The sequence below is a fragment of the Nocardia mikamii NBRC 108933 genome, from assembly GCF_001613505.1.
GTDB classification, from domain to species: Bacteria; Actinomycetota; Actinomycetes; order Mycobacteriales; family Mycobacteriaceae; genus Nocardia; species Nocardia mikamii.
In genome coordinates, this window is sequence record NZ_BDCM01000007.1 from 268,572 (window position 1) to 286,243 (window position 17,672).

Below are 17,672 nucleotides of genomic sequence, written 5' to 3' on the forward strand. Positions count from 1 at the left end.
TCAGGCCGTTTCGCTCTCGTCCGGGTGTTCGCCGACCACCGCGCCGATGCGTCGCAACGATTCCGCGGAAGTCATGCGCCAGTGGGTGGTGGGCAGATGGTGGCGCCGCACCGTTCCGCTGACCGCCGGTCTCCACCGTTCGGCGGCCGGCTCGCTCGAGGCGTCGTGGGCGGCGACGAAGTACGTCAGATCACCGCGGTAGATCCGGGGCCGATAGGCGGCGGCCAGATCGACCGATCCCAGCGCCGCGTCGAGGACGGCGGTGATCCGCTCCCGGCCCAGCGACGCGAACGGTTCGGGCAGCGCGTCCAGGATCGCGGCGGGATCGTCCGGCACGGCATCGCCGAACTCCTCGAACCGGTCTCCCAGCAAGCCGCCGAGCAGCTCCGCCGTCGCGACCGGCTCGGACTCGCCGGCATCCGGTTCGCCGAACCGGCTGTCCATCACGGCCAGCAGGTCGACCCGCTCACCCTCGTCCTGCAGTTGCACCGCGACGGCATGGGCGAGCACGCCACCGAGCGACCAGCCCAGCAGGTGATAGGGCCCTTCCGGCTGCACCGAGCGGATCGCCTCGACATACCGCCGCGCCCACTGTTCGACGGTGCCGGGCAGGTTCTCCCCGCTCAGCGCCGGCGATTGCAGGCCGTAGAGCGGCCGCTCCACCGAGGCGGCCAGGCCGGCGAACGACCAGGCGACACCGCCGACCGGATGTACACAGAACAGCGGCTCACCGATACCGTTGCGCCGCAACGGAAGCAGCACATCGAAGGCGGCATCGGGATCGATCTCCCCCGCCCGGTCCAGTTCGGCCAGTACTGCCGCGGGCGTCGGCGCGGTGAACAGCGTCAGCACCGGAACCTGGGGCCCGAGGGCCACACTCAGCCGCGCCGCGAGCGTGGTCGCCGAGAGCGAGGTGCCGCCGAATTCGAAGAAGTTGTCCTCCAGGCCGATCCGCTCCACACCCAGCACCTGCGCGAAGGTGGTGCAGACCAGCGCCTCGGCCGGGGTCCGCGGAGCGCGGAATTCGCGCGCCGCGCGCGGCGGCGCCGGCAGGGCGCGACGGTCGAGCTTGCCGGACGCGTTCACCGGAAGTTCGTCGAGGACGACCACGGCCGCCGGAACCATATAGCCGGGCAGACGCCGTGCGAGTTCGGTCCGCAGCCGATCGGCGTCGACGGCGCGACCGGTCTCGGCGACCACATAGGCCACCAATTGCTGGTCCGCACCCTCGTCACCGCGCACCAGTGCGACGGCCTGAGCGACCTCGGGCCGAGCGACCAGCGCCGCCTCGATCTCCCCGGGCTCGATCCGCAGCCCGCGCAGCTTCACCTGGAAGTCCGAGCGGCCGCGGTACTCCAGTTCACCGTCGGCGTTCCACACCACCAGATCGCCGGTGCGGTACATGCGTTCCCCGGCCGCCCCGCCCATGCCGGCGAAGGGGTCGGCCACGAACCGGTCCGCGGTCAGATCGGGTCGCGCGAGATATCCGCGCGCCAGCTGGGTCCCGGCGAGGTAGAGCTCGCCGGTGACACCCGCCGGTACCGGGCGCAGTCGCGAATCCAGCACGTAGACACGGGTGTTGAAGACCGGCCGGCCGATCGGCACCACATCGGTGTCGGCGTCGGTGACCTCGTGGTACGTCACGTCCACCGCGGCCTCGGTCGGCCCGTAGAGGTTGTGCAACCGGGCGCCGGTCAGCGTCCGCAACCGCTGCGCCACCGCCGGCGGTAGCGCCTCGCCGGAGGCGAATACCCGCCGCAGCGAGCTCACCGCCGCGGCCGCCGGCTCGGCGACGAACACCGCGAGCATCGACGGGACGAAATGCACGGTGGTGACCGATTCGGCCGCGATCAGGCGGGCCAGATATGCGGGATCGCGGTGTCCCTGCGGTGCGGCCAGCACCAGCTTCGCCCCGGTCTGCAACGGCCAGAACAACTCCCACACCGACACGTCGAAGGTGACGGGCGTCTTGTGCAGCACCACATCGTCGGTATCGAGCCGGTATTCCGACTGCATCCACACCAGCCGGTTCACGATCGCCCGGTGGCTGACCGCCACCCCCTTCGGCCGGCCCGTCGATCCGGAGGTGAAGATCACGTAGGCGACGGTGTCGGGACATACCGGGCGCACCCGGTCCGCATCGGTGACGGCGGCGTCGCCGTATTCGGTGAGGTCCAGCCGATCCAGGGCGAGCGCGCCGCTGATCGTCGAATCCGCGAGCGCCAGAACGCATTCCGGCTCAGCAATGTCGAGGATGTGCCGAATGCGCTCGGCCGGCTGATCCGGATCGATCGGCACGTAGGCGGCGCCGGCCTTGAGGACCGCGTAGACGGCGACCAGCAGTTCGACCGAGCGCGGCAGCGCCACCGCCACCCGCTGCTCGGGGCCGATCCCCCGGCCGATCAGATACCGCGCCAGCCGGTTGCTCCGGGCGTCGAATTCCGCGTACGTCGCAACCCTGTGCGCCACAGCGCTTCCCGCGCGGTCCTCGGCGAGTGCCACGGCCTCCGGATGTGCGGCCACCGCGGACGCGAACCGGGCGATCAGCGTGTCCGGATCTTCGCTGCCCGGCAGGGGTGGTAGCTCCCGCACGGTGTCGTTGTAGTCGACGAGAACGCGGGTGCGTTCGGCGTCGTCCAGCAGGTCGATATCGCCGATCGCGACCTCCGCGTCGGCGGCGACCCGGTCGATCACCCGCAGGAAGCGCCGCACGAAGTGCCGCACCGTGGCCGCGTCGAACAGGTCGGTGGCATAGGTGACGGCGGCGGAGATGCCCGCCGGGGCGCCCTGCTCGTCGTAGGTGTCCGTCAGATACCAGTGCAGATCGAATTGCGATGTGCGCGTGTCGATCTCGAGTTCGCCGACCGTCACGCCGGGCAATCGCACGTCGGTCCGATTCAGGTTCTGGAACGACAGACCCACCTGGAACAGCGGATGCCGTGCCGTCGACCGGACCGGATCGAGCAGTTCCACCAGCCGCTCGAACGGCACATCGCTGTGGGCGAAGGCCGCCAGATCCGTCTCGCGCACCTGGTCGAGCAGTTCGGCGAACGATGCCTGCGGCGCGACCCTTGCGCGCAGGACCAGGGTGTTGACGAACATGCCGATCAGGTCGTCGAGTTCCGCCTCGCCCCGGCCCGCGATGGGCGCACCGACCACGACATCCTCGGTGGCGGCGAGCCGGGCCAGCAGGATCGACAGCGCGGCGCGGACCACCATGAACAGGGAGGCGTGCCGGGTGCGCGCCAACCGGTGCAGGGCCGCATGCCGCTCGGCGCCGATCTCGAACGTCAGCGCCCGGCCTCGCAGCGACTGCACCTTCGGGCGCGGCCGGTCCGTGGGTAGCGCCAACTGTTCGGGCAGATCCGCGAGGGCGGATCGCCAGTGCGCGAGCTGATCCGCGATCAGCGACCCCGGATCGTCCTCCGCGCCGAGCAGTTCGCGCTGCCACAGTGCGTAATCGGCGTACTGCACCGGCAACGGGGTCCACTGCGGCGCCGCAGCGGCCGTGCGCGCCGCGTAGGCGGTCAGCAGATCCCGGGTCAGCGGCGCGGCCGAGGCGCCGTCGGCGCAGATGTGGTGCATCGACAGCACCACGATGTGCTCGGAGGTGTCGGTGACCCGCAGCAGTGCCGCTCGCACCGGAATATCGCGCGTGACATCGAACGATCGCGAAAGCATCTGCGCGACCGCGTTTTCCACCTCGTCCGAGGTGACCGATCCGACCGTGAACTCGGCATCGGCGCGGGACAGGATCTGCTGGAACGGTCCGTCGTCGGCCTGCGGGTAGACGGTCCGCAACACCTCGTGCCGCTCGACCACATCGGCGAAGGCGAGCTCGAGTGCCGCGGCGTCCACCACACCGGTCAGGCGGACCGCGAACGGCACGTTGTAGGCGGCGGAGGCGGGATCCATGCGGTTGAGCAACCACATCCGCTGCTGTGCCGGTGACAACGGGATCCGTTGCGGCCGGGGCCGGGCGGTGAGCTCGACCCTCGCCGTACCGGCGTGGGCGGCGAGCCGTCCGGCCAGCGCACGCACCGTCGGCGCCTCGAACACCGTGCGCACCGGGATCCGGGACGCCGTCCGGGCGCCCAGGCGCGCGACGACCTGGGTGGCGATGAGCGAGTTGCCACCGAGTTCGAAGAAGTCGTCGTCGGCGCCGACCCGTGGCACACCGAGCGCCTCGGCCAGCACCGCGGCGACCAGACGCTGCTGCGGCGTGGCCGGTTCGCGATACGGCCGTGCCTGGAACTGCGGTTCCGGCAACGCCTTTCGATCCAGTTTGCCCACCGGGGTAAGCGGCACGCGGTCGAGGACGACGACCGCGGCCGGCACCATATGCGACGGCAGACTGCGCGCGGCATAGGCGGTCACCTGCCGCGGATCGATCGAACGTCCGGGCACCGCACGCACGTACGACACCAGTGCGGTGGCACCGGCCGGGGTCTCGCGGCCCAGGGTGACCGCGAAATCGATGTCGTCGTGGCCGGTGAGCACCGCGTCGATCTCGCCGAGTTCGATGCGGAAGCCGCGCACCTTGACCTGGAAGTCGGTGCGGCCCAGATATTCCAGCTCCCACTCGCCCGTGCCGCCGACGATCCAGCGCACCAGGTCGCCGGTGCGATACATCCGGGTGCCGGGCGCCCCCCACGGGCACGCGACGAAACGGTCGGCGCTCAGCCCCGCCCGGGCGTGGTACCCGCGGGCCAGGGCCTCGCCCACGACGTACAGCTCACCCGCGACACCGGGCGGCACCGGCTGCATACGCGCGTCGAGCACGAGCGTGGTCGTGCCCGGCACCGGTGTGCCGATGGTGATCGGCACACCCGCGACCAGGATCGCGTAGGCGGAGGAGATGGTGGCCTCGGTCGGGCCGTAGCTGTTGACGAAGCGGCGGCCGGGCTGCCATTTGGCCAGCAGTTCCGGCGTGGTCGCGTCGCCACCGGCACCGACGACCTCGAGGTCCGGCAATCCGGACGGATCCACGGTGGCCAGCATGGCCGGGGTGATCATGGTGTGGGTGACCCGCTCGTCGCGCAGCAGATCGGCGAGTTCCTGGCCGCCCAGCACCGACGGCGGCGCGATGACCAGGGTGGCACCGCTGCCGAAGGTCAGCAGCCACTCCTCCAGCGACTGATCGAAACTCGGCGAGCAGACGTGCAGGAAGCGATGCCGCGGTTCCACCCGGCACAGCCGGGTGGCATGGGCGGCGAGATTGGCGACCCGCCGGTGCGTGACCGTCACGCCCTTCGGCAAACCGGTCGAACCCGAGGTGTAGATGGTGTAGGCGGCATTGTCCGGGCGCAGCGGACGGAGGCGGTCGGCGTCGGTGATCGGATCGGGCGAGCGGCGCGCGCAGGCGGCGGCGGTGGCCTCCTCGTCCAGTGCCAGCCAGCTGGTGGCCGCGGGCAGATCGGCGGCGAATTCACCTGTGGTGATACCGATTACGGCGGCGGAGTCGACCACCATGTGCCGCACCCGATCGGGCGGATAGCTCGGATCGACCGGCACGTACGCGCCGCCGGCCTTCGCGACCGCCCAGACGGCGGCGATCATCTCGTAGGAGCGCGGCAGCGCGATCGCCACCGACCGCTCCGGCCCGACGCCCGCGTCGATGAGCACGCGGGCCAGCTGCGAGGACTGCCGATCCAGCTCCCCGTAGGTCACCGATCGGCCGTCGATGCGCACCGCGACCCGGTCGGCACCGTGCCGCAGGCCGCGCGTGAAGATCTCCGGTAGTAGTCCGTCGGCGAGGACCGGGCCGCCGTCCATCCGGGTGAACTGCTCGTACTCCGCGTCGGACAGCAGCGGCAGGCTGCCGACGGCCCGCTCCGGAGTAGCGGCCACGGCCGCGAGCAGTCCGGTGAAGCGACGGGCGAACGACTCGACCGTGGTGTGGTCGAACAGATCACGCGCGTACGAGAGGTCGGCGAGCAGCCCCTCCCCGGTCTCCTGCACGGTCAGCGACAGATCGAATTGTTCGGCGTCGAAATCGAAATCGACGGCCTCCACCCGCAGACCGGGCAGTGCGACATCGCGCTGCGGCAGGTTCTGGAAGGTCAGCATCACCTGGAACAGCGGATGGCGTGCCGTGGAGCGCTCCGGATTCACCAGCTCCACCAACCGCTCGAACGGCAGATCGGCGTGCCCGAACGCCTGCAGGTCGGTATCGCGCGCGGTGCGGAGCAATTCGGCGAAGGTCACCTCGCCCGGTACCCGGGTGCGCAGCACGAGGGTGTTGACGAACATGCCGACCACATCGTCGAGTTCGGCCTCGCCGCGGCCCGCGATCGGGGTGCCGACGGCGACGTCGTCGGTACCGGCCATCCGTGCCACGAACAGCGCCCACGCGGCGTGCACCACCATGAACAGTGTCGCGTTGTGGGCGCGGCCCAGCTCGACCAGATCCGCGCGCAGCTGCCCCGAGAGGGGGAACACCACCCGTCCGCCACGCGCGGACTGCACCGCCGGACGTGGGCGATCGGCGGGCAGATTCACCTCGTCCGGCAGACCGGCCAGCTGCTCGCGCCAGTAGCGGGCCTGCGTCGAGATCAGGCTGCGCGCATCGTCTTCCGAGCCGAGCACCTGCCGCTGCCACAGCGCGTAATCCGCGTACTGCACCGGCAGCGGAGACCAGCGCGGAGCCTCGCCCGCGCGGCGGGCGGTATAGGCGAGCATCACATCGCGGGTCAGCGGCCGCATGGACCAGCCGTCGGCGGCGATGTGATGCACCACGAACACCAGCACGTGTTCTTCAGACGAAAGCCGCAGCAGCGCGACGCGGATCGGCACCTCGGCGCTCACGTCGAACCCGGTCGAGGCCAGCTCGGCGATGCGCGCCGCGACCTCCTCCGCGCCGACCGGTCGCGGCGTGAGATCCGGGCCCACCTGGGACGCGGGCAGGATGTGCTGCACGACGCCCTGGGCCGTCTGCGGATAGACGGTACGCAACACCTCGTGCCGGCTCAGCACGTCGAGCACCGCCTGCTGCAGCGCGTCGACCCGCAGCTCACCGCGCAGCCGCACGGCGGCGGGCACGTTGTAGGCCGCGGATTCGGGTTCGAACTGGTTGAGGAACCACATCCGCTGCTGCGCCAGCGACAGCGGTAGCGCCTCGGGCCGCGGTCCGGCCGTCAGCGCCGTGCGGCCGCCGGAGCCGATGTGGCCGTCCACCCGCACCGCGAGCGCCGCCACCGTCGATGCCTCGAACAGCAGCCGGACCGGAATCCGGGCGTCCAGGGCCGCGCCGAGGCGGGCCGATACCTGGGTGGCCAGCAGCGAATTGCCGCCGAGGGCGAAGAAATCGTCGTCGGCACCGACCCGGGGCGACCCCAGCACCTCGGCGTAGATATCGGCGATCGTCTGTTCCACCGGGGTGGCCGGGGCGCGGTAGGCCGTCGCCTCGAAGGCGGGGCGGGGCAGCGCGGCCCGGTCCAGCTTGCCGTTCACCGTCAGTGGCAGCGCGTCGAGGACGACGAACGCCTCGGGCACCATATACGACGGGAGTGTCTGTGCCAGTGCTTTTTTCACGTCGGTGACATCGATGTCCGCGGCGGACGGGACGAGGTAGGCGACCAGCCGGTCGGCGGTACGCGGATCGGATACCGCCAGCACCGCGACCTGTGCGACCGCCGGCAGCGCGAGCAGCGCCGCCTCGATTTCCCCGAGTTCGATGCGGAAGCCCCGCACCTTGACCTGGAAATCGGTGCGGCCCCGGTATTCGAGTTCGCCGGCCGCGTTCCACGCCACCACGTCGCCGGTGCGATACATGCGCGTTCCGGGCTCGAACGGATCGGCCACGAACCGTTCCGCGGTCAGGTCGGCGCGGCCGTGATAGCCGCGAGCCAGCTGCGCACCGGCGAGATACAGCTCACCGGGCACGCCCACCGGCACCGGCAGCAGCCGCGAATCCAGCACGTACACCCGGCTGTTGGCCTCCGGGCGACCGATCGGGACCGCGACCGTATCGGTGTGGTCGACCGCGTGGCTGGTGATCGAGACCGCGGCCTCGGTCGGGCCGTAGAGGTTGTACAGCCGGGCGGAACTGTCGCGGCGCACGCGCTGCGCAGTGGTGGCGGGCAGGGCCTCGCCGATGGCGAGGACGCGGCGCAGCGAGGCCGGCAGGCTGCCGCCGGAGGCGGTCAGCAGCGCGTCGAGCATCGACGGGACGACATGCAGCGTGGTCACCTGCTCGCGCCGCATCAGCTCGTCGAGGTAGGCGGGATCGCGATGGCCGTCCGGGGTGGCGACCACGAGCCGGCCGCCGGAGACGGCGGCCGACCAGAACTCCCAGACCGAGAGGTCGAAGGTGGCGGCGGTCTTCAGCAATACCGCGTCGTCGGCGCTCAATCCGAATTCCGCTGTCTTCCAGCGCAATTGATTGACAATCGCCGCATGGGAGACGGTGACTCCCTTCGGGCGGCCCGTCGATCCGGAGGTGAAGACGACATAGGCCGGGTGCTGCGGCAGCAGCGGAGCGCGGCGGTCCCGATCGGTCACCGGCGCGGTGGACAGATCCGGCACGGTGTCGACGTCCACCACTCGCACCGTCTCGTCCCGCAGCGTCGGTGCGATATCCGAGGTGGTCAGCACACACAGCGGAGCGGCGGTCGAGAGGATGTAGCCGACGCGTTCGGCCGGCTGGTCCGGATCGACCGGCACATACGCACCACCGGCGACACTGACCGCGTACATGGCCGCGATCAACTCCCTGGATCGGCGCAGCGCCAGCGCCACGCGCGTCTCCGGGCCGACGCCCAGCGCGATGAGATGCCGGGCGAGCCGATTGACCTGCGCCGACAACTCGGCATAGCTCACCGGTTCACCGCTACCGTCGCGATCGATGATCAGCGCCGGTGCCGTACCGGCGGCGGTCACCGTCGCGTTCCACATCTCAGGAAGCGTTGTCGCGCAACCGGGTTCGGCGGTGTCGTTCCAGGTGCGCAGAATCCGCATCCGCTCCTGCGGTGCGAGCAGATCCACCGAGCCGACGGCCCGGGCCGAATCGGCGCACACGGCGTCCAGCAGCCGCAGCAGCCGCTCGCCGAAGCCGGCCACGGTGGGGGCGTCGAACAGCGCGGTGGCGTAGGTGAGGGAGGCGGCCATGCCGAGCGGCGCACCGGACGCGTCGTAGCGGTCGGTGATCACCAGATGCAGATCGAACTGCGAGACGGCGGTGTCGAAATCCGCCGCGCTCACCGTCAATCCGTCCAGCGCGAACTCCGCGGCGGCCTGATTGTGGAAGGAGAATCCGACCTGGAACAGCGGATGCCGGGCGGTGGACCGGACCGGGTTCAGCACCTCGACCAACCGCTCGAACGGGATGTCGGCATGGGAGAAGGCGGCCAGATCGCCGTCGCGCACGCCGGCGAGCAGTGCGGCGAAGCCGGCGCCCGGATCGACCTCGGTGCGCAACACCAGGGTGTTGACGAACATGCCGACCAACTCGTCGAGCGCTCGGTCACCACGGCCCGCGATGGGCGTGCCGATCGCGATATCCGTCGACGCGGCCAGCCGCGACAGCAGGGTCGCGAAGGCGGCGTGCATCACCATGAACAGCGTCGCACCGTGGGTGCGGCCGATCTCGATCAGGCGGGTGTGTGTCGCCGCGTCCACCGTGAAGTCCACGGTGCCGCCGGCGGTGGAGACCGTCGCCGGACGCGGCCGATCGGTGGGCAGCGCCAGCTGGTCGGGCAGCCCCGCCAGCGCGCGCGTCCAGTAGCCGATCTGGCGGGCGGCCAGCGATTCCGGATCGTCCTCGGAGCCGAGTACCTCCCGCTGCCAGAGCGCGAAGTCGGCGTATTGGACGGGCAGCGGTGTCCAGCCGGGCGCGGTCCCGGTGCGGCGGGCGGCGTAGGCGGTCATCACGTCCCGGGCCAGGGGTACCAGCGAGGAACCGTCGGCGGCGATGTGATGGACGGCCACGACGAGCACGTACTCGCTGCGCGGTGCGTCGGTGACGACGAACAGCCGGGCCCGCAGCGGCACCGCGGCCGTCACGTCGAACGGCTCGGTGACGAACTGCGATACCGCATCGAGCATGTCGGCACCGGGCAACGGCACCGGCGCCAACCGCGGCGCCGAGCCGTCGGCGACGGGGAGGATCACCTGCACCGGTCCCGCCTCGGTCTGCGGATACACCGTGCGCAGCACCTCGTGCCGGGCCACCACATCGGCGAACGCGGCGTTCAGCGCGGCCACGTCGAGGTCGCCGCTCAACCGCATGGCCAGCGGGATCGTGTACGCGGCGGAATGTTCGTCCATACGGTTGAGCAGCCACATGCGCTGCTGCGCGAGCGACAGCGGTACCGGCCCGTCGACAGCGCGCGGGGCCGGCGCCACCCGGGCCGGCCCGCCCTCCGGCGCCGCGGCGGCGGACGCCAGGTCGGCCACCGTGGGGTGTTCGAAGACGGCGCGCACCGGCACCGTCGTGTCGAACGCCGCGCCGAGCCGCGCGGCCAATCGGGTTGCGGTGAGCGAATTTCCACCCAGCGCGAAGAAGTCGTCATCGAGGCCGAGGCGACGGGATTCGCCGAGCCCGAGGACCCCGGCGACGATCTCGGCGACCGTGGATTCGGCGGCGGTGCGCGGGGCACGGAATTCGGCGACCCGGAAAACCGGCTCCGGCAGTGCCTTGCGATCCAGTTTGCCGGTCGGCGTCAGCGGAATCCGGTCGATGACCATGATCGCGGCCGGCACCATGTACGCGGTGAGGCTGCGGGAGGCATGGGCCACCAGTTCGTCCACGTCGACGGTGTGCCCGGGCGCGGGGACCACGTAGGCGACCAGCGACGTCTCCCCCGTCGCGTCGAGATGTCCCAGGGTGGCGGCGAATTCGACCGACTCGTGCGCGCCGAGCACCGCGTCGATCTCGCCCAGTTCGATACGCAGACCGCGCACCTTCACCTGGTGATCCGAGCGGCCCACATATTCGACGACGTATTCCTCGCCGCTCACGATCCAGCGCACCAGATCGCCGGTGCGGTAGAGCCGCTCGCCCGGCGCGCCGTGCGGATCGGGGACGAAACGCTCGGCCGTCAGCGCCGCCCGCGCGTGGTAGCCGCGCGCCAGACCCGGGCCGCGTAGATACAACTCACCGGTGACGCCGGCCGGCACCGGGCGCAGTCGCCCATCGAGTACCACCGCCGACATCCCGGCGATCGGAGCACCCATATCCAGCGGGTCACCCGGACGCTTCACCGCGCTCACGGTCGCGAAGACGGTGGTTTCGGTCGGGCCGTAGGTGTTGTGGAATTCGCGGTCCGCGGCCCAGCGGGCCATCAGGTCCGGACCGTAGGCCTCACCGCCGACCGTCAGCCGCCGCAGCCGAGGCAGTGCGGCGGGGTCGAGGGTCCGCAGTACGGCGGGAGTGATGAAAGCGTGCGAAACCCGCTGGGCTGCCAGCAATTCCGTCAGTTCGTCGCCACCGTAGACGCCGGCCGGCGCGATGACGGCGGTCGCCGAGCCCGCGAAGGCCATCAGCAGTTCCAGCATCGAGGCGTCGAAGCTCGGCGAGGAGGCGTGCAGGACGCGCGCGCCCGAGTCGATCCGATAGTGGCGGCGATGCGCGGCCACGATCGCACCGATACCGCCGTGGGTCACCACGACGCCCTTCGGCTTCCCGGTCGTGCCGGAGGTGTAGATCATCCATGCCGGATTCTGCAACCGGACCGGGCGCGGCAGTTCGTGCGCCTCGATCGGCTCCGCAGAGGTAGTGCGCAGGCGCGCAGCGATATCCGGCGCGTCGACGGTGATCGCGCGCACCGTGCCGGGAAGGGCGGCGGCGTCGGCGACGGTCGTGATGCCCACGGCCGCACCGGAATCGGCGAGCATATGCGCGATCCGCTCCGCCGGATAGTCCGGATCGACCGGCAGGAAGGCGGCTCCCGCCTTCGCCACCGCCCACCAGGCCACCACCCACCGCACCGAGCGAGTGATCGCGATCGCGACGAAATCCTCGGCGCCGACCCCGGATTCGATCAGAACCCGCGCCAACCGGCTGGACTCGGCATCCAGTTCCGCGTAGCTCACGTCCCGGCCGTCGCCGCACAGCGCGGTACCGGTGGGGTTGCGCCGGGCCGCCTCGGTCAGGAACTCCGCCAGGGTGCGGGCGGCGACGAACGGGGTGGGGCGGGCGTCGAGCAGGGCCGCGTGTTCGGCCGGGGACAGTAGGTCGATATCGCCGACGGCGCGCTGCGGTTCGGCGACGGCCGCGCCGATCACCCGGCCCAGCCGTCGCAGCAGTCCCGCCGCGGTGGCCGGGTCGTACAGATCGGTGGCGTAGGTGAGTTCGAGCGGCAGATGCCCGTCGGCGTCGAGGTCGTCCGATACGGTGAACTGCAGATCGAATTTGGCCACGGGGCGGTCGAATTCGACCGGTTCGAGGATCAGGCCGGGCACGGCGTGGGTCTGCGAGCCGAGGTTGAGATAGCTCAGCGACACCGTGAACAGTGGGTTGCGGTCGGCCGTGCGCGCCACGCCCAGGGCGTCGACCACGCGGTCGAAAGGCAGTGCCGCGTGGGCCAATGCGGCCAGATCGACGGCCCGCGTGTGGTCGAGTACCGCATCGAAGCTGTCGGTGTTCCGGAGCCTCGTCCGCAGCGTCAGGGTGTTGACGAACATGCCGACCAGCTCGTCCAGTGCGCTGGCGCCACGCCCGGCGACGGGGGTGCCGACGGCGATGTCGTCACCACCGGACAGCCGGCCCAGCAGCACGGTCAGGGCGGCGTGCCAGACCATGAACGGGGTCGCGCCGTGCGCCTTGGCGAGGCGGTGGACCGCAGCGGCGACGGCGCCGTCGATGCGACCGCGCACGACCGCCCCCCGGCGTGAGGCCACGGGCGGGCGCGGCCGATCGGCGGGCAGGGCGAGTTCGTCCGGCAGATCCGCCAGCGTGCGGGTCCAGAAGTCCAGGTGTTCGGCCTCGGCGGCGTCCAACGACTCCTGTTGCCACAGTGCGTAATCCGCGTACTGGACGGGCAGTTCGGGCCAGTTCGGCGCGGTCCGGGTACGGCGGGCCAGATAGGCGGCGATCAGATCCCGCAGCAGCGGATTCAGCGAATAGCCGTCGGCGGCGATGTGATGGACGACCACCACGAAGACGTGGCTGGTCTCGGATTCCCGGATGAGCAGGGCCCGCACCGGCGGTGCGGCGGTCACGTCGAAACCGCATCCGGTGAAGTCGGCGATCGGCTCCGCCGCGGCGCCGGAGCGGGTCTCGAATTCGATGGGCGCCTGGCCGGGTGGCAGGACCACCTGGCGGCCCGCGCCCTCGGCATCGAGCGGATAGTAGGTGCGCAGTGCCTCGTGACGGGCGATCACATCGGTGAAGGCGGCGAGCATGGTCGGCTCGTCGAGGTCGCCGAGGATGCGGACCGCGACCGCGATGTTGTCGGCCGCCGAATCCGGAGCCAGGCGGTTGAGGAACCACATGCCCTGCTGCACCGGCGCCAGCGGAACGACGTCGGGCCGTGCGGCGGCGACGGGGCCGGGCAGATCGATTGCGGCGCCGTCGGTGTCGGCGATCATGGCGGCGGCCAGACCGGCGACGGTCGGGTGTTCGAACAGCATCCGGACCGGAATGCGGCGACCGTGGCGTTCGCCCAGCCGGGCCAGCACCCGGGTCGCGACGAGCGAATTGCCGCCGAGGGCGAAGAAGTCGTCGTCGGCGCCGACCCGTTCGATGCCGAGTACCTGTGCGAAGGTCTCGGCGACCAGCCGCTCGGCCGGTGTGCTCGGCTCGCGGTATTCGTCACCGCCGAAGACCGCCGCGACCCGCGGATCACCGGCATCGGGCAGTGCGCCGCGATCGAGCTTGCCGGAGGCGTTGAGCGGGAACGCGTCCAGGACGACCACGGCCGAGGGGACCATATATCCGGGCAGTTGGGCGGCGGCCGCGTCGCGCGCCCGGTCACCGAGGCCGGGGGCGGCGGATCCGTCGCCGGGCGGGGTGACGAAACCGATGAGGTGGTCGCCACCCGCAGCCGCCACGATTCGCACGGCCGCCGCGGCGACGCCGGACACCGCCGCGAGGACCGCCTCGATCTCACCGAGTTCGATGCGCTGGCCGCGGAATTTCACCTGGAAGTCGGTGCGGCCGAGGTAGATCAGCTCGGGTGCATCACCGCTGACGTCCCAGCGCACCAGATCACCGGTGCGGTACATGCGGCAACCGGGCTCGCCGAACGGGTCGGCCACGAACCGGTCTGCGGTGAGGTCGGCGCGGCCGTGGTAGCCGCGCGCCAGCTGGGTGCCGGACAGGTACAACTCGCCCGCGACGCCGGGCGGGGTCGGCTGCAGCCGCGAATCCAGCACGTAGACGCGGCTGTTCCATTCGGGCCGGCCGATCGGCAGGGCGGGGCGGTCGGTCACCCCGGTGACATCGCGGTAGGTGATGGAGACGGCCGCCTCGGTGGGCCCGTACAGGTTGTGCAGCCGCGCCGGGCTGATCGCGCCGAACGCCCGCACCGTCTCGGCGGGCAGTGCCTCACCGATGACGAACACCTGCCGCAGCGACCGCACCTGCGCCGGGTCGACCTGGGCGGCGAAGACGCTGAGCATCGAGGGCACGAAATCGGTGACGGTGACGCCGTACTCGCCGATGGTTTCGGCGAGATAGCCCGGATCGCGGTGGCCGTCCGGGGCGGCCAGCACCAGGGTGGCGCCGATCCGCAACGGAAGGAAGTAGCCCCACAGCGAGACGTCGAAGGTGGTCGCGGTCTTCTGCAGGTACACGTCCGCGGCGGTGAGCCGGTATTCGGCCTGCATCCATGTCATCTGATTGACGATCGCGGCGTGGGTGATGGTGACGCCCTTCGGCTTTCCGGTCGAACCGGAGGTGAAGAGCACGTAGGCCGGATGATTCGCGTACATCGGGCTGTGGCGTTCGCGCACCGCGATCGGATCGTCGCGGTAGGCGTCGAGCGCGACGGTGTCGACCGTGACGGTCGGGCCCTCGAAGTCCACCTCGGCGCCGGTGGTGGTGAGCAGCACCGCGGGCCGGGCCGTATCCAGAATGTGGGCGATGCGCTGGGCCGGATGGTCGGGATCGATCGGCACATACGCACCGCCGGCCTTGAGCACGGCGTACATCGCCACCACCAACGCCGGTGAGCGCCGGATCGACAGGGCGACCAGCGATTCCGGGCCCACCCCGGCGGCGATGAGGTGGCGCGCGAGGCGGTTGCTGCGGCTGTCGAGTTCGCCGTAGGTGAGGACGGCCGGCGCCGAGCCGTCGTCCGGGACATAGCGCACCGCGGGTAACTGCGGTGCGGTCGCGGCCTGCGCTTCGAACTCGTCGAGCAGCAGTTCCGCCCCGAAACCGATATGCGCCGAGTCGTTCCACTCGGTGAGGACGCGCTCGCGCTCACCGACGGCGAACAGGTCGATATCGCCGACGACGCGTCGCGGGTCGGCGACGACGGACTCGATCACCCGCAGGAACCGCGCGGCCAGGTGCTCGACCGTCGCGGCATCGAAAAGCTCTGTCGCATAGGTGAACCCGATCTCCCGTTCGGTGACCGTGACCTGCAGGTCGAACGGATTCACCGCGGTGTCGAGGCGCACCTCACCGACGCTCAGCTCACCCAGTTCGACCGTCACCGGGTTCAGGTTCTGGAAGAACAACGCCACCTGGAAGAGCGGATGGCGGGCTTGCGAACGCGGCGGGTCGAGCACCTCGACCAGCCGCTCGAACGGGATGCCGGCGTGGGCGAAGGCGGCGAGATCACCCTCACGCACCTGCCGCAGCACGGCCGAGAACGGCTGCGCCGGCCGGATCTCGGCTCGCAGCACGAGAGTGTTGACGAACATGCCGACCAGATCGTCGAGGACCGCCGCACCGCGGCCGGCGACCGGTGTGCCGATGGCGATATCGGCGGTGCCCGACATCCGGGCGAGCAGCACCGCCAGCGCGGCGTGCACCACCATGAACGGCGTGCTCTCGTAGCGTCCGGCCAGTTCGTCCACGCCGGTTCGCAGCCGCGCGTCGAAGTCGACGGTGACCGTGGCCGCGGTGTGACCGGCAACCGCCGGGCGCGGCCGGTCCGTGGGCAGGTCCAGCCGGGCCGGGAGTCCGCGCAACCGATCGCGCCAGAACTCCAGTTGCCGCGCGGCCGAGGACCCGGGGTCGGATTCCGCGCCGAGTACCTCGCGCTGCCACAGCGCGTAGTCGGCGTACTGGATCGCCAGCTCGCGCCACCGTGGGGCGGTCCCGGTGCTGCGGGCCGCGTACGCCGTGGCGATATCGCGGGCCAGCGGTCCCATCGAGAAGCCGTCCGCGGCGATGTGGTGGACGACGAGGACCAGAATATGTTCGGGCGCACTGCTTTCCGATCGCACGGGCAGCAGGGCCACGCGCAGCGGAACCTCGGTGGTCACATCGAACGATTCGGCGATGAATGCGCCGAGGGCCGTGGCGATGTCGTCCCCGTGCAGCCGTGAGAGCACCGGTACGTGGTCTGCGGGCCGGATCTGCTGATAGCCGATGCCACCGATATCCGGATACACCGTGCGCAGCGTTTCGTGCCGCGCGACGATATCGGCGAGCGCGGATTCCAGGGCCGCCGTATCCAGCGCACCGGTGAGGCGCAGCGCGACGGGAATGTTGTGCACGCTCTGCCCGGGGTCGAACCGGTTGAGGAACCACATGCGCTGCTGCGCCGGCGAGAGCGGCACCAGATCGGGGCGCGGACGCGCGATCAACGGCACCGTGGCGCCGCGGCCCGCGAATTCCGCGGCGCGGGCGGCCAATTCACCGACTTCCGGAGCGTCGAAGATCAGGCGTACGGGCAGTTCGGCATCGAGTTCGGCGCCCAGCCGGGCGGCGACGCGGGTGGCGGTCAGCGAATTGCCGCCGAGGGCGAAGAAGTCGTCGTCGAGTCCGACGTGGTCGAGCCCGAGCAGTTCCGCGTAGACGGCGGCGACGGCGAGTTCGGCCCGCGTACCGGGAGCGCGGAAGGCGCGTGCCCGGAAAGCCGGCTCCGGCAGGGCTTTCCGGTCCAGTTTGCCCGACGCGTTGAGTGGCAGCGCGTCCATGGTCATGACCACCGCGGGGACCATGTATTCGGGCAGCCGCCGGGCACAGTCGGCGCGCAGCCGCTCGGCGTCGAGGTCGCGTCCGGATGCGGCGACCACGTAGGCCACGATCCGATCGCCGGTGTCGCGGTCGTCGCGCACCACGGCCACGGCCTGGGCGACGCCCTCGGATTCGCGCAGGGCGCTTTCGATTTCGCCGAGTTCGATGCGCAGGCCGCGCACCTTCACCTGGAAGTCGGCGCGGCCCACGTATTCCAGTTCGCCCGTGGCCTGCCAGTGCGCGATATCGCCGGTGCGATACATGCGTTCGCCGGCGCGGAACGGGTCGGCGACGAAGCGGTCCGCGGTCAGGGCGGGGCGGGCGATATATCCCTCGGCCAATTGTGTTCCGGCCAGGTACAACTCGCCCGCCACGCCGACGGGGACCGGGCGCAGCGTCGAATCGAGCACGTAGACACGGGTATTGGCCACCGGACGACCGATCGGCACCGTCACGGTGTCGGCATCGCTCACCTCGTGGAAGGTGACATCCACCGCGGCCTCGGTCGGACCGTACAAGTTGTGCAGCGCCGCACCACCGAGCTCGCGCCAGCGCGCGGCCGTATCCACCGCCAACGCCTCACCCGAAGTGAATA

1 protein-coding gene (only partly in view) is annotated in these 17,672 nt (G+C 70.9%); it reads right to left on the reverse strand.

Features of this window, described 5'->3' with window-relative positions; translation table 11 throughout:
* A protein-coding gene (locus NMI01S_RS10255) for a non-ribosomal peptide synthetase (RefSeq protein ID WP_062995943.1) crosses the window boundary here: on the reverse strand, nt 1–17,672 show its 3' portion. It continues 14,059 nt past the right edge of the window; only the last 17,672 of its 31,731 coding nucleotides appear in the window; the start codon falls outside the window, past its right edge — the gene reads right to left on this strand; its stop codon occupies nt 1–3.